Here is a 25,017-nt window from a genome sequence, read left to right as displayed (position 1 = left end):
TGGGAGCTCATATCTTCAGCGGCTGAACCAGGAGTGTCAATAAATTTGGACACAGATGTAAAACTAGGCGCCATTGTCTAAGAGGTCAAGACGTCTTATCTTCGCTCGCATGAAAGATCGCATGACACCGGCAAGCCGGATGACGGGACATACCCAGCGCGGGCAATGCGCCAAGCGCATGTCCATCCTCGATGCCGCCGCCGACGTCTTCTGCCGCCAGGGTTTCGCCGCCGCCAGCATCGACGAGATCGCCGCCGTCGCCTGTGTCTCCCGGCAGACGATCTACAACCATTATCGCGAGAAGGAAACGCTGTTCGTCGCCGTCGTCGAGGACGTCATGAACCGCGCCAACGCCATGCTCTTCTCCGTGCTGTCGGCCTTCCCTGACAATGCCGTCAATCTCGAGGACGACCTGACGGCCTTCGTCGTGCGCCTCAACAAGAATTGCCTCTGCAACCATGACGGAAAATTCCTGCGCAAGCTGGTGCAGACGGAGGGCGAGCGCTATCCGCACCTCTTCGAAAGCTGGCGCCAGCACGGACCCGGCAAGCTGACCACCGCGCTTGCCGCGCTTCTCGCGCGGCTGGCGCAAAAGGGAGCGCTGGTCATCGACGATTTCGACGTCGCCGCCCGGCAGTTCGTCGCGCTCGCCAATGCCGACCTGCAGATGATGACCCTTTTCGGGGGAACTCCGACCGACGCGGAACTGGAAAAGGCGGCCCGCAATGCCGTTCGTACCTTTCTCAGGGCCTATGGCCAACCGCCGGCGGAAAATGCCGGCGCTCAGCCGCAGCTGGCAGCCGTATCCGGCTGATCAGGCGCTTCCGATCACGCAAAAACCGTCATCTGCGCCGGCACGACCGCGAACATGCCGACGCGGCGCGCGGCAAGATATTTCACCAGCTGTTCGACAACCGAAGGCATGACCGGCTTCTGGACGACGCCGACCGCTCCCTTGACGCCGTCGGCGACGCTCTCGGGATTGCCGGTCATGAAGACGACGGCGATGCCGTGCTCTTCCGCCAGCCGCCGGCCGAGCTCGGGCCCGGTCGGGCCATCAGCGAGATTGACATCGACGAAGGCGATATCGGCCGACGGCGCCAGCCGCAACGCCTGTTCGCGATCATTCGCCAGGCCGGCGACCTGCATGCCCATGCCTTCCACTGTCGCGCCGAGATCGAGTGCGATGAGGAATTCATCTTCGACGATCAATACCCGCTGGTTCATGAGATCATCTCGTTGCCAGCGCCGCACGACATTGGTGGCCATGATACGTCCCCTTGTTACGCCATACTTCGAAAGAAGGATCCGGCAGTCTGTGCTGCACGAAACTCGTTGTCGTAACGGGCAACTTGACGATATGTTCCGCAGTGGAACTGCGATTTCCAGGATTTAAGATATTGTTAACGTTGATAAAATCTTAACCGAAAGCCGGCGAAGAAAAACCGGTGCTCGATCATGCTCAATCCCGGGCCCGCGCTTCTTGATGCGGGCGCAATGATACGATTTGATTATTCCATGCTTTTGGAGGATGCCGTTGAGAACCAAGCTTATCGTCCTGGCCCTCGTGGCCGTCGGCCTTTTCGCCTATACCAAGGTGATGGCCAGGATCGGATCGGGCTCGCCGCCTCCGGATGCGCCGCTGGAGCAACGCGCCGACCTCATCCGTGTTTATAAGTCCGAACGCCGCATGGTTCTTCTCAGAGCGGACGCTCCCATCGCGACATATCGGATTTCGCTCGGGAGGGCGGCCGATGCCGGCCCCAAGCAGCGCGAAGGCGACGAAAAAACACCGGAAGGGCGCTATGAAATAGACTGGCGCAATCCGAAATCCATGGCGCATCTGAGCTTGCACATCTCCTATCCGAAGCCGGAAGAGCAGCGCGCAGCTCACGTGAACGGCTTTCCGCCCGGCGGCAACATCATGATCCACGGGCTGCCCAATGGCTGGGGCCTGCTCGGAGACTTTCACCGCCTGGTGGATTGGACCGATGGCTGCATCGCCGTCACCAACGCGGAGATGCGCGAGATCTGGGCCCGCGTTCCCGACCATACGCCGATCGACATCATGCCCTGACGGGTTAATCAGCCCTTGGTCTTCCCGACGAGGACCGGCTCGCTGCGGTAGTCGGCCGGAAACAGCGACTTCAGGTTCTCGATTTTCGGCAGGTCGTTGTAGACGATGTAGGGATAGGTCGGGTTGAGCGTCAGGAAATCCTGATGATAGGCCTCAGCCGGATAGAAGCCGGCGGCGTCCGACACTTTGGTAACGATCGGCCGTGGGAAAACATGCGCCTTGTCGAGCTGGTCGATATAGCGCTCGGCGACCTTGCGCTGCTGCGGATCGAGGACGAACAGCGCCGAGCGATATTGGGTGCCGCGGTCAGGTCCCTGGTAATTCAGCTGCGTCGGGTTATGCGCTACCGAGAAGAAAATCTGCAGCAACCTGCCGTAGCTGACCTGTTTCCGGTCGAACTTCACCTCGACGGCTTCCGCATGGCCTGTCGAGCCGGTGCTGACGATTTCGTACTGCGCCGTTTTGGCCGTGCCGCCGGCATAACCGGAGACGGCACTTTCGACACCCCTCACATGCTGGAAGACGCCCTGGACGCCCCAGAAGCAGCCGCCGGCGAAAATGGCGGTCTCCGTGCCCGAGCCGGCAGCTTCGTCGATAACAGGCGGCGGGATGACGACCGCCTCTTCGGCAGCGGCGGCTACATCCGCACCGAGCAAGACGGCCGCGACGGCAAGGAACGTGGCGAGGCGCCGGCGGTTGGAAGAGTTGGACATCGGGCTACCTCCAAAGGGTCGTCCAAATCCTTGCTCACCCTTGCAAATGCGGCAAATCACAAAGCGGTTGCTCACGCCGATGTGACAGCCCGAAGAATGCGTCTGTGCGAAGGTGAAACAACCCTCAAGTTGAGTTGACAATCTCGTGAGGAGTGAGGAGAGTGCGGCCAGTCAGAGCCAGCATCGCCTGTATCCTTTGGGGGGAACCTATGTCCGTGCGCTCGTTCTTCGCGTTCGCCAGCATCGCATTTTTGTCCGTGATCACCGTCAGCTTTCCAGCCGCAGCTGCGGAAACGAAGCGTGACATCCAGACGATCAAGGACGCCGATTTCTTCGGCTTCGATCTTCGCACCGAGCAGAACGTCTCGCTCGATCAGTGCAAGACTTCCTGCATCGGCGACAAGAGCTGCAAGGCCTTCACTTACAATCCCAAGGTGAAATGGTGTTTCCTGAAATCCGATTTCAAGACGATGAACGCCTTCCCCGGCGCCATCGCCGGCAAGATCGTCGAAACGGCCGCCCAGAAGGAGCCGGATATCGGCGCGGCGCCGCGCCTGACCTTCCTGACCAACGACCTGATCCAGCAGGCCCACGACTTCAGGGACAATCTTGCCCTGACCGACGCCCAGCAGGGCCAGAGCGTCGACAGCTTGACGGCCAGCGCCCGTCTCGACATGACTGCCAACAATCTGACCGACGCGCTGATCGCGTTCCACGGTGCGCTGTCGATCACCCCCGGTGATGCCGATCTCTGGCTCGAAACCGCCCGCGCCGCCGCTTCGCTCGGCAGCGCCCAGACCGGCACGAGCGGCCAGGCCGTGCTCGACGCGCTGAACGGCTACGAGCTGACCCGCACCAAGGCCAAGCGCGCCGAGGCGCTCGCCGTGCTCGCCGACGCCCTGGACCGAAACGCCAATTACCGCGCGGCCCTCCACGCCTACAAGGCGAGCCTGGCACTGGTTGCCTCCGACGATGTGCAGGCGGCCTATCTGCAGCTGAAGGCGACGCAGGGCTTCCGCATCACCGAACACACGGTCGACGCCGACAGCGCCACACCGCGGGCCTGCGCCACCTTCTCCGAGTCGCTCGTCAAGACCACCGACTACACGCCCTTCGTGACGCTGAACGGCGCCGCGCCCAAGGCGGTGGAAACCAAGGACAAGCAGATCTGCGTCGAGGGACTGACGCACGGCGAGACCTATAAGATCGCCTTCCGCACCGGCCTGCCGTCGTCCGTCGACGAGACCCTGGAAGCGCCCGTCAGCATCGACGTCTACATCAAGGACCGCAGCCAGATGGTGCGGTTTACCGGCGACAGCTTCGTGCTGCCCTCGACGGCGCGCCGCGGCATTCCGATCGTCTCGGTCAACCTGACCTCGGCCAACCTCAAGCTCTACCGCATCGGCGATCGCGCCATCGCACCGCTGTTGGCAAACTCGCAGTTCCTCAGCCAGCTCGACGGCTACAGCGCCCAGAACATCCAGGACCAGAACGGCGAACTGGTCTGGCAGGGCTCGATCGACATCGCCAACGATCTCAACAAGGACATCGTCACCAGCTTCCCGGTCGACGAGGCGCTGCCCGAGCGCAAGCCCGGCATTTACGTGATGACCGCGACGGCGCCGAACGCCCCGTCGCAGGAGTGGGAATCGCAGGCGACGCAATGGTTCCTGGTCTCCGATATCGGCATCACCACCTATGCCGGCACCGACGGGCTCAACGTCTTCGCCCGCTCGCTCGCCTCGGCCAAGCCGATGTCAGGCGTCGAACTGCAGCTGCTCGCCAAGAACAATGAAGTGCTCGGCACCGCGACGACCGACGAAAACGGCCGCGCCACCTTCACCGCCGGCCTGATCCGCGGCACGGCGGCGCTGACGCCCGCCGTCATCGCCGCCAAGAACGGCACGTCGGACTATGTCTTCCTCGACATGACCCGGGCCGGCTTCGATCTCTCCGACCGCGGCGTCACCGGCCGCGCAGCACCCGGCGCGATCGATGTGCTGACCTTCACCGAACGCGGCATCTACCGCGCCGGCGAGACAGTGCATGCCCAGGCGCTTGCCCGCGACACCGACGGCAACGCCATCGAGAACCTGCCGCTCACCTTCATCTTCAGCCGGCCGGACGGCGTCGAAGACCGGCGGATCGTCAGCCAGACCAGCAATCTCGGCGGTTATTCCGTCGATTTCGCCACCCAGGAAAACGCCATGCGCGGCACCTGGACGATGAACATCTATACCGATCCCAAGGGCAGCGCGATCGCCAGCAAAAGTTTCCTCGTCGATGATTTCGTGCCCGATCGCACCGACATGGAGATCAAGACCGAGGCCAAGGAAATCGGCCCGGATACGCCGGCGAATATCACGATTTCGGGCAAGTATCTCTACGGCGCCCCGGCCGTCGGTCTGACGCTTGAAGGCGACGTCGTCGTTAAGCCGACGCGTGAGAGCGCCGCCTATAAGGGCTTCCAGTTCGGGCTTGCCGACGAGGACGCGAGCGAAGATTCCCGCCTGCCGATCGACGGCCTGCCGGAGCTCGACGAGAACGGGCAAGCCTCGACCGACCTCACCGTCGGCGACCTGCCGGCAACGACCCAGCTGCTCAACGCCACCGTCTATATCAGGATGCAGGAAGCGGGCGGGCGCGCCATCGAACGCTCGCTTGTCATCCCGGTGAAGAGCGAGCGCGCTTCGATCGGCATCAAACCGGAATTTTCCGATGAGCTGCCTGAGAATTCGATCGCCAACTTCACGGTGATCGGCGTCAGCGCCGACGGCAAGAAGCAGGAGAGCAAGGGGCTGCGCTGGAAATTCTACAGCCTCAACCGCCAATACCAATGGTACCGTGAGGGAACCACGTGGAAATATGAGCCGGTCTATACCGCCGAGCAGATTTCCAACGGCAGCGTCGACGCGACGGTGGACGGCGGCAAGATCTCCGTGCCGGTGACATGGGGCCGCTATCGCCTCGAGGTGGAAAGTCCGGATGCCGACGGTCCGACCTCCAGCGTCGAATTCGATGCCGGCTGGTTCGTGAGCTCGACCTCGACCGAAACGCCGGACGGCCTGGAAATCGCCCTAGACAAGGACAGCTACAAGATTGGCGAGACGGCCAAGCTGAAAGTCACCTCGCGCTACGGCGGCGAGCTGATGGTGACATCAGGAACCGAAAAGCTGGTCGCCGTGCAGAATGCGACGATCGGCGAGACCGGCGGCGAGATCGACATCCCCGTCACGGCCGACTGGGGCGCCGGCGCCTATGTGACCGCGACCCTCTTCCGTCCCGGCGACGCCCAGGACAGCCACATGCCGATGCGCTCGATCGGCATCCAATGGCTCAAGGTCGATCCCGAACAGCGCGCCCTGCAGGTCAAACTCGACACGCCGGAAAAGATGCTGCCGCGCGGACCGTTGAACATCGGCCTGCAGGTGGCCGGTGCGGGCGCCAATGAGGACGCCTATGTCACGGTTGCCGCCGTCGATGTTGGCATTCTCAACCTGACGCGCTACGAACCGCCGAATCCGGAGGACTGGTATTTCGGTCAGCGCCAGCTCGGCCTCGAAATCCGCGACCTCTATGGCCGCCTGATCGACGGTTCGCTAGGCGCCACCGGCAAGCTCAGGACCGGCGGCGACGGCGGCGCCATAGCGCTACAGGCAAGCCCGCCGACGCAGAAGCTCGTTGCCTTTTTCTCCGGTCCGGTGAAGCTTGACGCCGAAGGCAAGGCCAACGTCTCCTTCGACATTCCGCAATTCAACGGCACGGCGCGCGTCATGGCGGTCGCCTGGTCGAAATCAGGTGTCGGCCACGGCGTGAAGGATGTCATCATCCGTGATCCCGTCGTCGTGACCGCGAGCCTGCCGAAATTCCTCGCCCCCGGCGACAAGGCCGATCTGCGCCTCGACATCGCCAATACCGATGCACCGGCCGGCGATTTCAAACTGCAGCTGACCGGCAACGAGGCGGTCGGCATCGAGCAGGCCTCGGCCGCGCAGACGATCCGCCTCGAAGCCGGCGCAAAGACGGAACTGACGCTTTCGCTGATCGGCAGGCAGCCGGGCACCGGCAGCGTCTCGATCAACCTCTCCGACGCCTCCGGCCTTTCGCTCGACCAGACCGTCGACGTGCCGGTGCGCCCGGCATCCCTGCCGATCACCCAGCGCAGGGTGCTGGCGCTGAAGCCGGGGGCAAAACTCACGGTCGACAAGAACTTGCTTGCAGACAGCGTGCTGCCCGGGGCCGCAATCAGCGTCAACGTCACCCGTTCGGCCGCCTTCGATATTCCGGCCCTGCTGATGACGCTCGACCGCTATCCCTTCGGCTGCGCCGAGCAGACTACCAGCCGGGCGCTGCCGCTGCTCTACTTCGCCGAAGTGGCGAAGCAGGCCGGCATCGAAAACGACGCCGACGTGCACAAGCGCGTGCAGGACGCGATCTACCGCGTCCTCTCCTATCAGGCCTCGGCCGGCAGCTTCGGCCTCTGGGGGCCGGATTCGGGCGACGTCTGGCTCGATTCCTACGTCACCGATTTCCTGACGCGAGCCCGCGAAATGAAATATGACGTGCCGGAACGGGCCTTCGTGCAGGCGCTCGAAAACCTGCAGAATACCCTCTCCTACACCACCGACATCAAGGGTCAGGGCGACCAGATCGCCTATGCCGTCTATGTGCTTGCCCGCAACAAGAAGGCCGCGATCAGCGATCTGCGTTACTACGCCGATACGATGATCAACGACTTCCCGACGCCGCTCGCCAAGGCGCATATCGCCGCCGCATTGGCGCTGTATGGCGACGCCCAGCGCTCGAAAAACATCTTCCTCGACGCGCTGCAGATGTCGCAGCAGTCGATGGTGTCGCGCGTGAACCTGTCGCGTACCGATTACGGCACGATCCTGCGCGACGGCGCGGCGATCCTGGCGCTCGCCGCCGAAAGCCGGCCGGTGCCGCCCGTCATCCCGGATCTTGCCAAGGCGGTCGCCAAGGAATGGGGTCGCAGCAAATACAAGAGCACCCAGGAAGAAACCTGGATGCTGCTTGCCGCCCGCGCCATCCAGGGCGGTGATGACGGCCTGAAGATCGACGTCAACGGCGCGGCGCACACCGGCGCCTATATGGCCCGGATGGCCGGCGAGGCGCTCGCCGACCATCCGCTTACCTTGACCAACCAGACGAAAGACGCGGTCTCGGCCATCGTTACGACCGTTGCCGCCCCGACCGTGCCGCTGCCGGCCGGCGGCGACGGCTTCCTCATCGAGCGTAGCTATTACACCCTCGACGGCGAGCAGGCGAATGTCAGCGAGGCCAAGCAGAACGAGCGTTACGTCGTCGTCATCCATGTGCGCGAGACCAACGACTGGCCGTCGCGCATTGTCATCACCGATCTTCTGCCCGCCGGTTTCGAGATCGACAATCCCAACCTCGTCGACAGCGCTCAGATGACGAATTTCGACTGGATCGGCGAGATCTCCGCCGCCCATACCGAATTCCGCTACGACCGCTTCGTCGCCGCCTTCAACCGTGCGGCGGGCGACAATCGTGAATTCAACGTCGCCTATGTGGTGCGTGCCGTCACTCCCGGCACCTACGACCATCCGGCCGCGAGCGTCGATGACATGTACCGGCCGGAGTTTTCGGCCCGCACGGCGACCGGCAAGATGGAGGTCGTGGCGGCGCAACAATGAGGCTGTGGCGCAAGTTTGCGATCGGATCTGCCGCCGGCATCGTCCTTGTCGGCGGGGCCCTCCTTGCGCTCGACGCCGCCGACAAGGCCTTTCCGCCGCCGCTCGACAAGGCGGATATGGTTTCCCCGGAGGTGCTGGATGCCGACGGGCAGCTGCTGCGCGCCTTCGCGACGGCCGAAGGCCGCTGGCGGCTGAAGACTGGAGTCGCCGATGTCGATCCGCAATTCCTGCGCATGCTTGTCGCCTATGAGGATCAGCGTTTCTACGATCACGGCGGCGTCGACATCTGGGCTCTCGGGCGGGCCAGCCTGCAATTCGTCCGCAATGGCCGCATCGTCTCGGGCGCCTCGACGCTGTCGATGCAGGTGGCGCGGCTGATCGAGCCGCGCGCGGAACGTTCGTTTGCGGCAAAACTCCTGCAGCTCGCCCGCGCCGTGCAGATCGAACGGCGGCTGTCGAAGGAAGAGATTCTCGATCTCTATCTCACCCATGCGCCCTATGGCGGTAATTTGGAAGGCGTGCGCGCCGCAAGCCTCGCCTATTTCGGCAAGGAGCCGCGCCGCCTGACCGTCGCCGAAGCCGCCCTGCTTGTCGCCCTGCCGCAATTGCCGGAACGGCGCCGGCCGGACCGCAATCTCCAGGCGGCGCAAGAGGCGCGCGAGCGCGTGCTCGAGCGGGCCGCGGTGGCCGAGGCCGTCGGCGACGGCGAGGCGGACCGGGCCGAGGCTGTGGCGATCCCCATGCGGCGCATGCAGCTGCCGGCATTGGCCGCCCATGTCGCCGAAGCCGCGCTGCGCAAGCAGCCGGCGGTGCTCAAGCATCAGACGACCCTGAAGAAGCCGGTGCAGCAGGGGCTGGAAGCGGTCGCCCGGGCCGCAGCCATGAAGCTAGGGCCGAAGCTTTCGCTCGCCATGGTGATGGCGGATGCCCAGTCCGGCGCGATCGTCGGCGAGGTCGGCTCGGCCGATTATTTCGACGCCAGCCGCTCCGGCTGGATCGATATGACACGCGTCGACCGTTCGCCCGGCTCGACGCTGAAGCCCTTCATCTACGGACTTGCCTTCGAGCAGGGCCTCGTCTCACAGGAGACGATCATCGAGGATCGGCCGGCCGATTTCTTCGGTTACCGGCCGCGCAATTTCGACATGAGCTACCAAGGCGACGTCACCGTGCGCGAGGCCTTGCAACTCTCCTTGAATGTGCCGGCCGTCAAGTTGCTCGACGCCGTCGGGCCGTCGCGGCTGCTGGTGCGCTTCCGCCGCGCCGAAGTGCGTCCGGCCCTGCCGCCGAACGAGACGCCGGGGCTTGCGATCGGCCTTGGCGGCGTCGGCATCTCACTGAAGGATCTCGTGCAGCTCTATACGGCGCTCGCCAATCGCGGTCAGCCGGCAAGGCTTGGCGACGGCATCACCGGCACACCTGGCAAGCTCGACGGTGAACCGCTGCTCGAGCCGGTGGCGGTCTGGAATGTCGCCGATATTCTCTCCGGCGTCATTCCCCCCGCCGGCGCGCCGCAGCGCGGCATCGCCTACAAGACCGGCACGAGCTACGGCTATCGCGACGCCTGGTCGGTCGGTTATGACGGACGCTATGTGCTCGGCGTCTGGGTCGGGCGGCCCGACAACAGCGCCGTGCCCGGCCTGACCGGCTATGGCACCGCAGCACCAATCCTGTTCGAGGCTTTCGCCAAGTCAGGCATCGCCACAACGCCCTTGCCGCGACCCCCGGCCGGAGCCGTGCGCATCGCCCAATCGGAGCTTCCGATCAGCCAGCGGCGTTTTGCACTGAATGCCAGCGGCCTGCTCGTCGCCTCCGGGCGCGAGCCCGCGCCGCAGATCGTCTATCCGCCCGAAGGCGCCCATATCGATCTCGGCGCCGGCGCAGGCGACCTGTCGCCGTTGATGCTGAAGCTGCAAGGCGGCCGCGCGCCCTTCCGCTGGCTTGCCAACGGCAAGCCGCTGCCCGACCTTTCACGTCGGCGCACGCAGCAATGGCAGCCCGACGGCGGCGGCTATTCGAAGCTCACCGTCATCGACTCCGCCGGACGAGCCGCAAGCGTCGGCGTTTTCATCGACTAAAGCGCGTCGCGTCAAATAAGATTCATGCGACGCGCTTTAGCCCTTTTGTTTTGATGCATGTTGGTGTCCCGGAACCGCTGCACATTTCCGGGCGACATGCATTAGCCGCACAAGATGCGCGGCGCCATGAAGGAACAAAAACCCGGCCACAACCGTTGAAAAGGGTCTCCCTCCAACGTCAGACGGCCTCATGACATTTCCGACAGCGACCTACCGGATACAGTTCCGCAACGGCATGACCTTCGATCGCGCCTGCGGCCTCATTCCCTATCTCAAGACGCTCGGCATCAGCCACCTTTACGCCTCACCCATCTTCACCGCCGTCACCGGTTCGACCCATGGCTATGACGTCACCGACGCCAATGACATCGACCCCGCACTTGGCGGCCGGGCAGGCTTCGACCGGCTGACGGAACGCCTCGCCTCGGCGGGCATGGGCCTCATCCTCGACATCGTTCCCAACCATATGGCCGCCTCGCCGGAAACCGCCTGGTGGCGCGACGTGCTGACATTCGGTCGGCAAAGCGCCTATGCAGGCCACTTCGACATCGATTGGAGCGAGCCGCTGACCCTGCCGCAGCTCGGCCGGGACTTCGAAGAGGCTCTGGCTGCAGGCGAACTGCGTCTTGTGCTCGACGAGACGCACGGCAACTTCGCCTTGGCGTACTTCCAGACCTTGTTGCCGCTGAACCCCAGCAGCTACGGCGCGCTCGCCAACCGCCTCGACGATCCGGTCGCCATGCGAATGGCCGAGGCGGCCGTGACATCGGGCGAGGATTTTGCCCGCGCGCTGCGCGATATTCTCTTCGAAGGTGGCGATCGGGCGATCCTCCGGCAAAAACTCGAGGACGTCTCGTCCGATCATGATTTTCTCCGAAGCCTGCATGAAGAACAGCATTGGCGCCTGACCCATTGGAAGGAGGCCGCGCGACATCTGAGCTATCGCCGTTTTTTCGAGGTGACCGGACTGGTCGGCACCCGCGTCGAATATCCCCCGGTGTTCGAAGACCTGCATCGGCTGGTGCTCGAGCTGGTGCGCCAGGGCAAGGTGCAGGGGCTGCGCATCGACCATGTCGACGGCCTCGCCGAACCCAAGGCCTATCTCGACAGGCTGAGGGCAGCGGTCGGAGCCGATATCTATATCGTCGTGGAAAAGATCCTCGGGGCGGGCGAGGTGCTGCCGGAGAGCTGGCCGGTCGCCGGAACCACAGGATATGAATTCATCGCCGCGCTGAGCGAACTCTTCATCGACGCCGGCGGACTGCGCATATTGGATGATGCCTATCGTGGCCTCGCCGGCGAAATGGCTGATCCCGAAGAGGGCCGGCGGCTTGCCAGGCGACAGATGGTGGCGCGCAATTTCGCCGGCGAGTCCGGCGGGCTGGTAACGATCGCAGCGGGCATCTTTCCCGAACTCGACAGAGCGGAGATCGCCACCGCGCTCGGCGCGCTGCTGGTCGCCTTTCCCGTCTACCGCACCTATGGCGACGGCGGTCCGCTTTCCTGGCAGGATTCGGCCGTCCTTGCCGCGACCGCATCACAGGTCATGGCTGAGCTCGACGACCGGCGAGCGCTCGATCATGTGCTGAAGCTTCTCGAAGGCAGGATCGAAGGCGATGCGGCTCACGAATTCCGGATTCGCTTCCAGCAGTTAAGCGGGCCGGTCATGGCGAAAGCGACGGAGGATACGCAGTTCTACCGCTATAACAGGCTGCTGGCCGCAAACGAGGTCGGCAGCGAACCGGGCAAGCCGCCCGAGGGCCCGGACGGCTTTCATCGCCGCATGGCAGAGCGGGCGCGGCTACAGCCGCATGGGCTTTCGGCAACGGCCACCCACGACACCAAGCGCGGCGAAGATGCGCGCGCGAGGCTTTACGCGTTGAGCGAGGGGGCGGATGTTTTTGCCCAGGCGGTGGCACGTTGGCGTGACATGAACCGGCCGTGGCTGAAGGATCTCGCGGATGGCGCGGCGCCGGAGCCCAATATCGAATGGATGCTGTATCAGGCGCTTGCCGGCGTCTGGCCGGAGGATTTCGACAGAGGACAGATGGAAGAGCTGCGTGCCCGCTTTACCGACTACGCGGTCAAGGCGGTGCGCGAGGCGAAATTGCGCACCGCCTGGACCGAACAGAATGACGCTTATGAGGAGGCAGTCACGAGTTATGCCGCGGCGCTGGTGTCGCCGGACAATGACGGCTTTCTCGAAGATTTCGAAAGAGTATTGCAGCCCTTCATTGCGGCCGGCTACGTCAACAGCCTGTCGCAGACACTGCTCAAGCTGACGGCGCCGGGCGTTCCCGACATTTACCAGGGCTCGGAAGGTTTCGATTTCAGTCTCGTTGATCCCGACAATCGCCGACCTGTCGACCACGAACAGCTGGCTGCCTGGCTTGCTGAAGCCGGACCGATCGCCAAGCTTCAGGCGGCGGCGTTGAAGCAGCGTATCGTCAGCATTGGCCTGCAGCTGCGCCAACGGCATCCGGCTCTGTTTTCGAAAGGTGATTATCTGCCGTTGAAGGCGACGGGCAGCCGCCGGGATCATCTGCTCGCCTTTGCCCGGGTGCATAAAGGCGATTTCGCACTCGTCGCGGTGCCTAGGATGATGTTCGGCTGGCTCGATCCCGGCGTGCTTTTTGCCGGCCCGGAGTTCTGGGAGGACACGGCGATCGCCGTGCCCTCCCCTCTTCACGGGTTGAAGGCGGATCTGCTGACCGGAAAAACCATCGAGCCCGGCGGCAGCATTGCGGTTGCCGCCTTGCTCGGAAGCCAGCCCCTCGGGCTGATCAGCCCGACCTGAAGATGGCGCCACGCCACCCGGGTCCGTCACATAAAATAGGCACAGATATACGCTAAGGATGGCGGGTGTCTAAAAACACCTGTTTGTCGCACATTGGAGCAGGAATAGCCGCTTGCCACCTTCGACGCGTCCGATCCTCCGTCGGAATCTGCCGTAGGTTCGACGGCAAGGTTGCCGCGTCCGGACAGAGTCCGCTAACGGTGTGGGTGTGTGAAAAAGAGACGTTCGGACTGGCGTCAAACATGGGGAAATCGGCGCAACAAGCTTTTGCAAGGATTATCATTGAACAACGAGTTGGACGTTGGGGAAGCAAGCATGACTGAAGCCCGAACTAAAATTATTCGCCTTTTCGAGAAGCACCGCGCGACGCCGGGCGCACCCTACGACGAAGACCACTTTCTCGACTTTTTGTTGGCCGATCCCAAAAGGAAGGGTGCGCTCTACGACAGCTTTCGAGGGCTTCGTAGGTTCCGCGCTTTTCTGGATGACGTCCAGTACGAGTTGGAGGTGTGCTTTTCGATCAAGGATCGGGAAGCCAATTATCCGCTCAACGAGTTTATAGCCCGGGCGATGGAGCTTCAGCAATCTCGGCGCGGGTCGCTGCGGTCCCTGCAACGTCAAATTAACGCCGGACCAGGATGGCGAGTGCTGATCGTCGCAGATGTCTTGCTACTGACTATTGGCAGCTTCTTAAGCGGCAGTCTGTGGGCGCTTACGACCGTTGTCACCGTTGCAGTGGCTGTAAACATCAGCTTTGTGCTATTCGCTTGGAAGGCCAGGTCTTATCTCCTCAAGCTTCGGGCACGCATTGAAGGTAACTGAAGTCTCGAAAGCACGAATGTCCGCCACGGCTTTTCCGGACATTGGTCGCGCTGCAGTTCGTCGGAAAGCTGCCTGTCGGCAAAAACATGTTTTTTGACAGGGGCCCGCGCTCTCGGATCGCGCCTCCACGACGGCCGGAAGGCTGCGGCGGTTGCGCCAAAAGATCGGAGTTCCGATGTCCAAAGCGCTTAGCGTATGTCCGTGCCCATTTTATGTGAAGCCCCCCACCCGCTGCGGAAGCGAGCGGCGGCCGTCGAAAAATCGATCTCGCCGAAATTAGCGCTTGACCTTCCAGTTGCTGGAAGGTCGATAAGTCTCTCCAACTGCCCTGCGGGCATAGGAGACAAGCATGAACATGAAACACGACCACCATCACGGCCCCTCCGATGGCGATGATGATCATGGCCACTGCAGCCATGATCGGGCGAAGGTCGCGGACGCCGTCATTCGTGATCCCGTCTGCGGCATGACCGTCGATCCGGAGGCCGGCAAGCCATCGCTTACCCATGCTGGCCGCATTCATCATTTCTGCTCCGAGAGCTGCCGGACGAAATTTGCGGCGGCACCCCAGGATTACCTGACAGCCAAGGACCCGGTCTGCGGCATGGCTGTCGATCGTTCGACGGCAAAACATTTCTTGAAGGTCGCGGGCGAGAAATTCTACTTCTGCTCGGCCGCTTGCCAGGCGAAATTCGAAGCCGACCCCACGGCCTATCGCGACGGCAACCGCCCGGCTGCAAAGCCGGCGCCGAAGGGTACGCTCTATACCTGCCCGATGCATCCGGAGGTCGTCAGCGACCGTCCCGGCGACTGCCCGAAATGCGGCATGGCGCTGGAACCGATGGGCATTCCTCCTGATGACGAAGGCCCGAACCCGGAACTTGTGGATTTCACCAGACGGCTTTGGATCAGCGCCATCCTTGCCCTGCCGCTGCTGGCGCTCGGCATGGGGCCGATGCTCGGCCTGCCGCTCCGCGAATCAATCGGCGAACCGCAGGCGAGTTACGTCGAGCTGTTGCTGGCAACGCCCGTGGTGCTGTGGGCGGCCCTGCCCTTCTTCCGCCGCGCATGGGCGTCCCTCGTCAATCGCAGCCCGAACATGTGGACGCTGATCGGTCTCGGGGTCGGCACCGCCTATCTCTACAGCCTCGTCGCCACGCTTGCGCCCGGGATCTTCCCGATGAGCTTTCGCGGCCATGGCGCCGCCGTGCCGGTCTATTTCGAGGCCGCCGCCGTCATCGTAGCGCTCGTCTTCGTCGGCCAGGTGCTGGAATTGAAAGCGCGTGAACGCACCGGCTCGGCGATCCGCGCCCTACTTGATCTCGCGCCGAAGACGGCGCGGCGCATTGATGCCGACGGCGGCGAAAGCGACGTGCCGGTGGACGACATCCAGGCCGGCGACCGGCTGCGCGTGCGTCCCGGCGAACGCATTCCGGTGGATGGTTCCGTCCTCGAGGGCCAGTCGACCGTCGACGAATCGATGATTACGGGCGAGCCCTTGCCCCTGGAGAAAGCGAAGGGCGATGCTGTGACCGGCGGCACGATCAACAAGAATGGATCGCTCGTCATGGCGGCCGAGAAGGTCGGCGCCGACATGGTGCTGTCGCGCATCATCGACATGGTCGCCGCGGCGCAACGCTCGCGGGCGCCAATCCAGGGCGCGGTCGATCGGGTGTCGGCCGTCTTCGTGCCGGCCGTCGTCGTCGTGGCCATCCTTGCCTTCATCGTCTGGGCCGCGATCGGGCCGGAACCGAGCCTGGCCAATGCACTGCTGGCCGCCGTCGCCGTTCTGATCATCGCCTGCCCCTGCGCGCTCGGTCTTGCGACGCCGATGTCGATCATGATTGCGACCGGGCGCGGCGCTCAGGAAGGCGTGCTGATCAAGGATGCCGAAGCGCTGGAACGCTTTTCCAAGGTCGACATGCTGATCGTCGACAAAACAGGCACGCTGACCGAAGGCAAACCAGTTCTCACCGACATCGTCGCCTTCGGCGGCATCGAGGAGAACCGGCTGATGTCGCTGGCGGCAAGCCTGGAGCGCGGCTCTGAACATCCGCTGGCCGAAGCGATCGTTTCCGGCGCCGAAGAGCGCGATGCCACCTTCGTCGAGGTCACCGGCTTCGAGGCAAAGACGGGCAAGGGTGTCATGGGCCTTGCCGGCGGCATGACGGTGGCGCTCGGCAATGCGGCGATGCTCGCCGATCTCGGCGTCGATCCCGCGGCGCTGTCGGAAAAGGCCGAAGCCCTGCGCGGCGATGGCAAGACGGTGATGTTCGTCACGCTCGACGGCAAGCTTGCCGGCCTCGTCGCCGTCGCCGACCGGATCAAGCCGACGACTTCAGCCGCCATCAAGGCGCTGCACGACAGCGGGCTGAAGATCATCATGGCGACCGGCGACAACGAGCGCACGGCGCGGGCGGTGGCAAAAAGCCTCGGCATCGATGAGGTCCGCGCCGACGTGCTGCCGGAAGGCAAGAAGGCGCTGATCGAGGAATTGCGCGCCAAGGGCGCCGTCATCGCCATGGCCGGCGACGGCGTCAACGATGCGCCGGCACTTGCTTCGGCCGATGTCGGTATCGCCATGGGCACCGGCGCCGATGTTGCGATGGAAAGTGCCGGCATTACATTGGTGAAGGGCGACCTCAATGGCATCGTCAGGGCGCGGCGGCTGGCGGAGGCGACGATGCGCAATATCCGCCAGAATCTCGGTTTCGCCTTCGGCTATAATGCTCTCGGCGTCCCGGTCGCCGCCGGTGTGCTCTATCCGGTCTTCGGCCTGCTGCTGTCGCCGATGATCGCAGCGGCGGCAATGAGCCTGTCCTCGGTGTCGGTGATCGCCAATGCGCTGAGGCTGCGCTTTGCAAAATTATAGGGGATGACGATGAATATCGGCGAAGCATCTGAGCGGTCCGGTCTGCCTTCGAAGACGATCCGCTATTACGAGGATATTGGCCTGATCCGCCCCGAAAGGGGCGGAAACGGCTATCGCGACTACGCTGCGAGCGACGTTCACAAACTGCGTTTCCTGCAGCGCTCGCGCGGTCTCGGCTTTTCGGTCGACGAATGCCGGCAATTGCTGGCGCTCTATGAGGACAAGGCTCGGGCGAGCGCCGACGTCAAGGATATAGCCGAGAGCAAACTAGGTGAGATCGACCGCAAGATCCGTGAGCTGACGGAACTTCGCCGCACGCTGGAGCACCTCGTGCATGCCTGCCACGGCAATGACCGGCCGGACTGTCCGATCCTCGAAGAGCTTTCAGATGGCCGCTGAGCATTTCAGGAAGGTCGAGATGTGTCCTGGATGATCGCGTGAGAGAACGGCGCTGGCTCTGCAGCATCATCCTCCTCGCCGTCATCGAGTACACCGTCGTCGAGGCGGTGCTTGATCGCTAGCGCGTAGATCACGTCGAGAATATTGCGGTCGTTGAGATGCGGATCGGTCAGGGCGAGAAGCGAGGCCCGGACGATCTTCTTGCTGGTGGCCTTTGGACAACGCATCTTGACGAAATCATAAAGCGCCTCACCCGTCAGCCCTTCCATGGCGCCGTCTACGAGAGCTTCGTAGACCCGCTTCTTTTCCTTCATTGTGTATCTTCCCCTCCAAATCAGCGGCGTGATGATCTGTCATGTAATTGTCATAAACAATCGCCGATTTAGGGCGCTCATCGTATCGTGGCCGAATATTCAGCAACGATGTTCCGTCCGGATGTTTTTTTTTGCTCAGCCGGGAATAAATTCCGGCGTGCTTGCGTATACTCAATCATGGAACGCAAAGACCGTCCCTTTGACGTCATCGGACAACTGGCAGCGCTGAGGCGCTACGCGCGCGCGCTGGTGCGCAATTCGGACGAGGCAGAGGATCTGGTGCATGATGCGCTGGTGCGCGCCTTCGAGAAGCGAAAGAGCTTCCGCAGCGGCGGCAACCTGCGCACCTGGCTGCTGTCCATCCTGCACAATGCCCATATCGATCGCCTTCGCCAGAACCGGTCGCTGACACGGCGCCACGACGAAGCGGCTGTCGAAGCCGAGCAGTCCTTGCCGGCCGGCCAGGAACACGCCGTGCGCCTGCAGCAGGTGCGCGATGCCTTCTTCGACCTGCCGGAGGAACAGCGCGAGGCGCTGCATCTCGTTGCGATCGAAGACCTTTCCTATCAGGAAGCCGCCAATGCGCTTGGCATTCCGATCGGCACGCTGATGTCGCGCATCTCCCGCGCCCGCACGCAGCTGCGCGAATTCGAGGAGAAGACACCGCGCGCTTCGCACCTGAGATTAATCGGAGGGAACGGCCATGAAAGCAGTTGATCCGATCGTCGACGCCGATCTCGACTCCTATGTGGATGGCGAGCTCGATGTCGCCCGCCGCATCCAGGTGGAGTCCTATCTTTCCGAGAATCCGGCGATTGCCGCCAAAGTGATGGCCGATCTCAGCATGAAGGGTGAACTGCGGCTGGCGCTTGCCGGCGAAAGCGCCTTCGGCCGTCCCGAGACCCGCGATGCCGCCCGCCGGCTGGAACGCGGCCTTTCGTACGGACGCATTTTCCATTCGATGCAGCGCATTGCCGCCGTCGGTATTCTGGTGACCGCCGGCTGGGTGGCGCACAATTCCTTCGGTGCATTCTCGGCGACCGAGGTGGCGGCCTCCGTTCCAGCGCCTGCCTATGTCGAGGATGCCGTCCGCGCCTATCAGACCGCGGTCCTGCGCGAAACCATGCCTTCGCAGCCACCGACCGCATACAGCGCCGACGAAATCCGCGCTGCGACCGCGATCGTGATGCCCGAACTGCCTAGGGATTGGAAGATCGCCGACGTGCAGATCTTCCCATCCGAATTCGGCCCGAGCGTCGAGATGGCGATCGAGCAGTCGGATGGAAAACGGCTGTCGCTTTTCGCCGTCCGTCCGGGCGCTTTCGAGGTCAAACCGGTCAGCCATCTCACGCTCGAAAAAGCAGAAGCCGCCTATTGGCAGATCGGCGAGGTCGCTTACGCGCTGATCGCCGATGATAGCGGTCTCAATCTCGATCAGGCGGCCGAACGGCTCGCCCGCTCGCTCTATTAGTTCTAACCGAGGAGATCAGCATGAACCCGATCAATCCCCGCTATGGCGCCGTTGCCGGCTCCCAGGCTATCTTCGACGAGGGTCTGCGCCAGCACATGCTGCGCGTCTACAATTATATGGCTCTCGGCCTCGTCATCACCGGCCTCGTCGCCTTCATCGTCGGCTCGACGCCGGCGCTTTACGTGCCTATCTTCGGCTCGCCGCTGAAGTGGGTGGTGATGCTGGCGCCGCTCGCCTTCGTCTTCTTCTTCTCGTTCCGAATCCAGACGATGTCGGCGAGCACTGCGCAGATCACCTTCTGGGCCTTCTGCGCCGTGATGGGCCTGTCGCTCGCCTCCGTCTTCCTGGTCTTCACCGGGATGAGCATCGCGCGGACCTTCTTCATCACCGCCACGATGTTCGGCGCCACCAGCCTTTACGGCTATGTGACGAAGCGAGACCTGTCGCGCATGGGCTCGTTCCTGATGATGGGCCTCTTCGGCGTCATCATCGCCAGCATCGTCAACATCTTCCTGGGTTCGAGCGCGCTGCAGTTCGCGATCTCGGTGATCGGCATCGTCGTCTTCGTCGGCCTCACCGCCTACGACACGCAGAACATCAAGGAACAATATTCGGAAAACTACGATCAGGAATCGAACCATAAGCTCGCCGTCTTCGGTGCGCTCTCGCTCTACCTGAACTTCGTCAACATCTTCACGCTTCTGCTCAACTTCACGGGCGAGCGGGAATAGGACCGCGCTTCCGGGGGCAATGGAAGCGCAGGAGCGCCCGGTCTGCAATCTGTGACAGGATGGCAGATCGGGTGCTCATCTCAAAACGAAGCGGCCGGGTCTACGACCCGGCTGCTTTCGTTTCAGATGATACCCCAGGCACGATAGCGGCCGCGGCCGGTGATTTCGCGGATGCCGATCTCATTGACGAGGTTCAGTGCGCCGCGCGGCGTAATCCTGAGATGGCGGGCGATCATCGCCGCCGAGACCATCGGCCGCGACAGGATGAAATCGGCAAGGTCCGGCAGGCTGCTGTTCGAGCGTCGGCCGCGGAAGCGCAGCTCCATCTGCGTGCGTGCCAGCGACAACCGGTCAACTTCCTTGAGACCGGCTGCGGCACCCAGATGCATCGCCTCCAGAAAGGCTTGCAACCGTGTGGCCCGGTCGCGGGCCCGACGCCGCTCATGGCGCACCAGCTTCAGCCCGCCGTAGAAGGAGAAGAGATGCGAGGCGACCTTGCCGCGGGCGCGCAGATAACTTGCGACAAGAAGACCACCGAGCCAATGCTGGCGCCGTAGCGGCTCAATCCTGTCCCAGGCTTCGAACAGAATGACAGCGCCGAGAACCGGCGGCAGGCTGTCGGCCAACGGCAGCACGCTTCGCCACTCCGCGAGCCGCTGTTCCTCGTCCCATTCCTCGTCACCGAGCAGCCCGAGCGGGTCGTCGGTGCGCTTGGCCGGGCTGACGGTCGTCTCACCAGCCGGCACCTTGCCGGTATGGACGTCGATCAGCTTCTGAGAGCGGGCAAGAAGCGCATCGATCTCCGCCATCTCGGCAGCGAGCGGCCCGTCTTCACCCTCCTCCTCGTCGTCGGGCTCGACCACGACCGCCGGGCTTTTGCTTTCCTGGGCCGTGCCCTCCCCTTCCCCCATGGTCGCGGTCAGCGTTGCAAGGCCCGACCCGCTGAGAGCCCAGGAAGGTTCCCCGGTCCAGATGCGCCGACGCGTCCGCAGCACCGAATGGGCGATCGTCAGCTCGTGGCTGGGCGCGCGGCTATCCATATGCGCGTCATGCAAAACGAGGTCCTCGACATGCACGAGTTCGCCGGCGACCCAGAGTGCACCGGCGGCATCGAAGAAATGACTGCGTTCGGCAAATCCCTCGCCGACCGGCGAGCGCAACACCCGCTCGTCCAGCCGCGCCAGTCCATCCTCTGCGACGGCAAGGAGTGGAAGCAGGTTTTGCAGCATCGCACCGTCTATATCGTAGCGCATTGTTAAGCTTTACGGTTTTTCACAAATGGAAGCAAAAGACATGTTTTCTTCCGTCACTATGACATGGTTAACGGCGTATTTCAATAAAAGCGGTAGGGGAGAAGGCGGTTAGGGGTCTCATCGACAGGCCGCATTTCCTTCTAACCCTCGCAGCTGGCGCGAGGCTTTTTTGGCGCCGGTCACCCGGTTTTCCTCGCCAGCGGACCATTTGCCCGCATCAATGCCATCAGCATCGGCCCGAGCGAGAATTCGCCGCGCTCCGCCCGCCGAGTCAGGTCGCGCAGATAGCCGCCGGCCGAGTTGATATGGCCGCCTCGTTCCAGAATGCAGGCGATCACCGTCGCGGCGTTTTCCGGTCCCATGATATCGCAGGCCAGCTGATAGGCGCTCGGGCTGACGCCCAGCGTCGAGCGGACGATGACGGCCGCGGCCATCAGATCCCGCCAGCTGCCGATCCCGCCGCCCGGCCCATAAGCGGCGATCTCGGGGCAGGCCTGCAACACCATGGCAAGCGGGAAGGACTTTGGCGGCTCCCGCCACGCCCGCGGTTCTTCCTCTGGCTTTGCGCCCTGCTTCGTTTCGAAGCTTGGTTCAAGTTCAGATGTTAGGTGTGGGTTTGAATTATGTATGTGCCGACCGTTTTGGCTGTCATTGGCGTCTGTTTTTTCTGTTTTCGTTTTCGATTCCAGCGTCTTGATGATCATTCCGCGGAACGCTTCGAGATCCGCCAGCAGGCTTCTCATCTCCGCAGCCGACGGCCGACGCGGCAGGCTGGCCGACAGCAGATTGAAATGCTTCTGCATCTCGATCCATTCGCCTGCAACTTCCTCTTCCAGCGCGATCTCGATCAGCTTGGCGATGTCACGCCGGCAGAGCGTCAGGCGCTCCCTCAGGCGCTTCCATTCGAGCCTATCGGCCATCACCTGAGCCGCCTGCGCTTCGATCTCGCCGGCGCGGGCAAGAAGCGGCGCCAGGCTGAAGCCGAAGGCCTCGCCAAGCCCGCCCTCACCGTTGCGGCGGGCAAACCGTTTGCCGTTCGGGCTATCGCGCCGGATAATCAGGCCGGCTTCTACCAGCATCGCCAGGTTCCGTCGCAGCGTCGTGCCGGCCATGCCATGCGTGCGCAACGAGAGCTGCTCATTCGAAGGAAAAACGACGAAGCCGTTGGCCTCGGCAATCTCGTTCTTCGGATAGAAGGTCAACAACGCGTTAAGAACGGCAAGCGCACGATCGGATACGCCAATCATGTCCTTTGCCTCGCAGAGCGAGCGAAAGATCTTCCACTTGTCGACCGATGCATCCGGGTCGACCTTGCTGGCGCTTTCCTGGCTTGCCAGCATGCCAAGCGTCATCGATCGCCGCCCAAAGGGCGTCGATACATATTGAGGCTCCATGTCCCTCACCTTTTTTCAAGGCAAAAGAAATCTTACCACCCAAAAGGATGCCGAAGATGCTTGACAGTGATTCGAGGAAGTGCGATTCTCAGATTGTCCAGATATGAGAAAGGCTTCCGCGACGGCAACGTTCGGAGGCTTTTTTCTTTTGCGGCCTACTCTCCTGCTTGCAACTTGCCGGCCCGATAGGCTTCGTAAAGCTCATCGAGACGGCGTGAAATGTAAGCGCCGAAATCCGGCGCATCGCCTGTTTTCAACGCGATCGTGAAAGAATTGCCGGCGCTTCTGATTCGGCCGGCAATCTTGCCGCCGCTCTTCGGCTTCCAGTCATATTCCGTGGGCTCCGGCTTGGCCTCTTTCCGGGCGAGCTCGGCAACCAAAAGCTCGAAACGGCGGTCGCTCTCTTCCGCCATGAACGGTTCCGAGGCGATAAGCTTCGCAAGCCGCGCCGCCGTCATCCCGTTCCAGTCCTGGGCCAGCGCCATCCACTTACGCCGTCCAATGCCGGGGGCAGCTCCCACGGAGCGGACGATCTCGGCCGGGATGGCTTTTGCGACCGACAGCAGCTTCGACAGCTCCGTCTTGTCTGTTGACAGCGCCTTCATGATAACAGGACGCTCAAACCCTTTGAGCTCGAGATTAAAGGCGAAGACGGCGCGTTCGATATAGGAAAGGTTCCGGCGCGCCGAGTTCTCGATACCCTGCGCGATGACGACATCGGTATCGTCGAGCTGACGGACGATCGCCTGCACTTTGCGTCCGAGCAGCCTGACGGCCTGCAGGCGGCGATGGCCGTAGGCGATCTGGTAGCGGGCTTCGTCATCAGGATGGCGACGAACCAGAACCGGCACTTCCTGGCCGTTCTCGGCAATCGACTGCACCAGCTCGTCTTCCATATCGAGCGGCTGGTCGGCAAGCCGGTCGCGCACGAAGGAGGAATCGATCAGATCGGGATCGAGCTCGACGATACGTTCGCCGGAGAGCAAGGCCTCCTGCATCGCCCTGCTCTCTTCCTCCATGCGCCCGAGGGTCAGCGCCATCGTCCGGACCGGCCCAGCCGATCCGCGCGAAGAAGACTCTTCGTAGTTGGCCGCGGCCAACTCCTGCGCGGTATCGTCGAAAAGACCTTTGAGGCGATCGCGTCTGCTCATGTCCTGCCCCAGGCTTTGTGAATGCCGGCAAGAACCTCGCTGTTGGCGGCATTGACCGATTCCAACGCCCGATCGTAAGTCGAGCGGCGCACCTGCCCCTTCTCGATTTCGAAGAGCGTCTGCTTGGTCAGGCCGGCATCGGCAATCGCCGTCGACTTGAGAATGGTTGCCGTCAACACGTCATTGCCGAACAGGCTGCGCAACAGCGCAACGATCTGCGACTGCGGTGCATCGAAAGGTTCGTGGCGGGTGACGACATATTTGATGAAGTCGTGCTGCAGATCGCCGCCGGCCTTGCGAACGACGGAGAGCAGATCCGAGGTCATCAGCAGGAACTGCGACATGGACGCAACGTCGACCATCTGCGGATGGATGGTGATGAGCAGCGATGTGGCGGCGCAGACGGCTCCGAGGGTAAGATAGCCGAGCTGTGGCGGGCAATCGATCACCACCACATCGTAATCCGCTTCGACCTCGGCAATCGCCACGCCGACCCGGCGGAAGAACAGCTCGGCCGGCTTTTGGCGATCGTTGAGCGCCCGCGGTGTCTCGTGCTCGAACTCCATCAGCTCGAGATTGCCCGGCACCAGATCGAGCCCGTCGAAATAGGTCTTGCGGACAATCTCCTTCAGCGGCTTGCGGGCCGCATCGTAGCGAATTGCTCCATAGAGCGTATCGCCGTCGGAGAGATCGAATTCGGGCTGCACGCCCAGCATGGAGGAGAGTGAGGCCTGCGGATCGAGATCGATGGCAAGCACCCGGTAACCCGCCAGCGCCAGATACTGCGCCAGATAGAGTGTCGTCGTCGTCTTGGCCGAACCGCCCTTGAAATTGGTCACGGCGACCGTCTGCAGCTTCTCGCCGGGACGCCGCCAGGGAAGATAGTTTAGCGCATCCTTCGGCTTCAGCTTCGCCATATAATGGCGCAATTCATTGATCTGGCCCAGCGTATAGGAGCGCCTGCCATTCGGCGAAAGTTCCGGCTGCGGTCCCTTGCCATCCAGCGAGAGCTGCCGAAGATAGCCGTCGGAAACGCCGATCATCTGAGCGGCCTCGCCGGAGGAGAATGTACGCAGCGTCTTCTGCGAAAGCGGAGGAAACAGCTTGTCACGCAACAGCTTCAACTGCCGCGATAGCTGGTTCGCGTGTCGCTCGATCCGCACATCTGTCGTCGATACGCTAATGTTGTCCAAAACACCCAATCCTTTTCGATGCGCTTTTCTGTCAACTTAGCGTCAAAAAGCGTATCGAAAATGACACGATT

The 25,017-nt window shown here is 62.7% G+C and carries 18 protein-coding genes; 11 read left to right on the top strand and 7 right to left on the bottom strand.

The features are described 5' to 3' along the window. Positions 1–73 precede the first annotated feature (73 nt). Positions 74–814, top strand: coding sequence for a TetR/AcrR family transcriptional regulator (locus tag A7X77_RS20485; RefSeq protein WP_064684672.1), 741 nt, complete (start codon positions 74–76; stop codon positions 812–814). A gap of 14 nt (positions 815–828) precedes the next feature. Here the strand turns inward: A7X77_RS20485 and A7X77_RS20480 are convergent, their stop codons facing one another. Next, positions 829–1,269, bottom strand: a complete 441-nt coding sequence (locus A7X77_RS20480) for a response regulator (RefSeq protein WP_064684671.1) — start codon at positions 1,267–1,269, stop codon at positions 829–831. 262 nt (positions 1,270–1,531) lie between these two features. Here A7X77_RS20480 and A7X77_RS20475 point away from each other — a divergent pair, with 262 nt between their 5' ends. Further along, positions 1,532–2,077, top strand: a complete 546-nt coding sequence (locus tag A7X77_RS20475; protein ID WP_432431345.1) for a L,D-transpeptidase family protein — start codon at positions 1,532–1,534, stop codon at positions 2,075–2,077. Between the two features lie 8 nt (positions 2,078–2,085). Here A7X77_RS20475 and msrA read toward each other — a convergent pair whose 3' ends face one another. Beyond that, entirely contained in the window at positions 2,086–2,790 is a 705-nt protein-coding gene (msrA, locus tag A7X77_RS20470; RefSeq protein WP_064684669.1) for a peptide-methionine (S)-S-oxide reductase MsrA, read from the bottom strand. Between the two features lie 209 nt (positions 2,791–2,999). Between msrA and A7X77_RS20465 the strand changes: the two genes are divergently transcribed. The 6 genes from A7X77_RS20465 (at position 3,000) to cueR (ending at position 17,439) form a co-directional block, all read left to right on the top strand. Further along, a complete protein-coding gene (locus A7X77_RS20465; protein ID WP_064684668.1) occupies positions 3,000–8,471 on the top strand; it encodes an alpha-2-macroglobulin family protein in 5,472 nt (1,823 codons plus the stop codon). Then, positions 8,468–10,549 carry a penicillin-binding protein 1C gene (gene pbpC / locus A7X77_RS20460; RefSeq protein ID WP_064684667.1) on the top strand — a complete coding sequence of 694 codons (2,082 nt, stop codon included), beginning with the start codon at positions 8,468–8,470 and terminating at the stop codon, positions 10,547–10,549. Before A7X77_RS20465 ends, pbpC begins: the two co-directional genes overlap by 4 nt. Before the next feature lie 190 nt (positions 10,550–10,739). After that, the gene (treY, locus tag A7X77_RS20455) at positions 10,740–13,346 is read left to right on the top strand and encodes a malto-oligosyltrehalose synthase (RefSeq protein ID WP_064684666.1); all 2,607 of its coding nucleotides are present in this window, start codon (positions 10,740–10,742) and stop codon (positions 13,344–13,346) included. Positions 13,347–13,661: 315 nt separating this feature from the next. Continuing rightward, the gene (locus tag A7X77_RS20450) at positions 13,662–14,168 is read left to right on the top strand and encodes a hypothetical protein (protein WP_156668136.1); all 507 of its coding nucleotides are present in this window, start codon (positions 13,662–13,664) and stop codon (positions 14,166–14,168) included. A 349-nt stretch (positions 14,169–14,517) separates the two neighbouring features. Further along, the gene (locus A7X77_RS20445; RefSeq protein WP_064684664.1) at positions 14,518–17,040 is read left to right on the top strand and encodes a heavy metal translocating P-type ATPase; all 2,523 of its coding nucleotides are present in this window, start codon (positions 14,518–14,520) and stop codon (positions 17,038–17,040) included. A gap of 9 nt (positions 17,041–17,049) precedes the next feature. Then, positions 17,050–17,439, top strand: coding sequence for a Cu(I)-responsive transcriptional regulator (gene cueR, locus A7X77_RS20440; protein WP_064684720.1), 390 nt, complete (start codon positions 17,050–17,052; stop codon positions 17,437–17,439). A 5-nt stretch (positions 17,440–17,444) separates the two neighbouring features. Here the strand turns inward: cueR and A7X77_RS20435 are convergent, their stop codons facing one another. After that, positions 17,445–17,753 carry a hypothetical protein gene (locus A7X77_RS20435; RefSeq protein WP_064684663.1) on the bottom strand — a complete coding sequence of 103 codons (309 nt, stop codon included), beginning with the start codon at positions 17,751–17,753 and terminating at the stop codon, positions 17,445–17,447. 177 nt (positions 17,754–17,930) lie between these two features. Here A7X77_RS20435 and A7X77_RS20430 point away from each other — a divergent pair, with 177 nt between their 5' ends. The 3 genes from A7X77_RS20430 to A7X77_RS20420 are packed head-to-tail and all read left to right on the top strand — an operon-like array spanning position 17,931 to position 19,955. Next, positions 17,931–18,470 (top strand): sigma-70 family RNA polymerase sigma factor, encoded by a 540-nt coding sequence (locus A7X77_RS20430; protein ID WP_064684662.1) that lies wholly within the window; start codon positions 17,931–17,933, stop codon positions 18,468–18,470. After that, a complete protein-coding gene (locus tag A7X77_RS20425; RefSeq protein ID WP_064684661.1) occupies positions 18,457–19,224 on the top strand; it encodes an anti-sigma factor family protein in 768 nt (255 codons plus the stop codon). Before A7X77_RS20430 ends, A7X77_RS20425 begins: the two co-directional genes overlap by 14 nt. Positions 19,225–19,244: 20 nt before the next feature. After that, positions 19,245–19,955 carry a Bax inhibitor-1/YccA family protein gene (locus A7X77_RS20420; protein WP_064684660.1) on the top strand — a complete coding sequence of 237 codons (711 nt, stop codon included), beginning with the start codon at positions 19,245–19,247 and terminating at the stop codon, positions 19,953–19,955. Between the two features lie 122 nt (positions 19,956–20,077). Here A7X77_RS20420 and A7X77_RS20415 read toward each other — a convergent pair whose 3' ends face one another. The 4 genes from A7X77_RS20415 to repA form a co-directional block, all read right to left on the bottom strand. Further along, a complete protein-coding gene (locus A7X77_RS20415) occupies positions 20,078–21,208 on the bottom strand; it encodes an RHE_PE00001 family protein (RefSeq protein WP_064684659.1) in 1,131 nt (376 codons plus the stop codon). A gap of 179 nt (positions 21,209–21,387) precedes the next feature. Then, positions 21,388–22,602: a plasmid replication protein RepC gene (repC, locus tag A7X77_RS20410; protein WP_064684658.1), complete on the bottom strand. Its 1,215-nt coding sequence runs from the start codon at positions 22,600–22,602 to the stop codon at positions 21,388–21,390. Between the two features lie 155 nt (positions 22,603–22,757). After that, positions 22,758–23,753, bottom strand: a complete 996-nt coding sequence (repB, locus tag A7X77_RS20405) for a plasmid partitioning protein RepB (protein ID WP_064684657.1) — start codon at positions 23,751–23,753, stop codon at positions 22,758–22,760. Beyond that, positions 23,750–24,946: a plasmid partitioning protein RepA gene (gene repA / locus A7X77_RS20400; protein ID WP_064684656.1), complete on the bottom strand. Its 1,197-nt coding sequence runs from the start codon at positions 24,944–24,946 to the stop codon at positions 23,750–23,752. The genes repB and repA overlap by 4 nt, the downstream gene beginning before the upstream one ends. Between the last annotated feature and the right edge of the window lie 71 nt (positions 24,947–25,017).

Source organism: Rhizobium bangladeshense (assembly GCF_001662075.1).
Taxonomy (GTDB): domain Bacteria; phylum Pseudomonadota; class Alphaproteobacteria; order Rhizobiales; family Rhizobiaceae; genus Rhizobium; species Rhizobium bangladeshense_B.
Note: the sequence above shows the minus strand (reverse complement) of the source record. Positions and strands in the feature narration are given on the sequence as shown.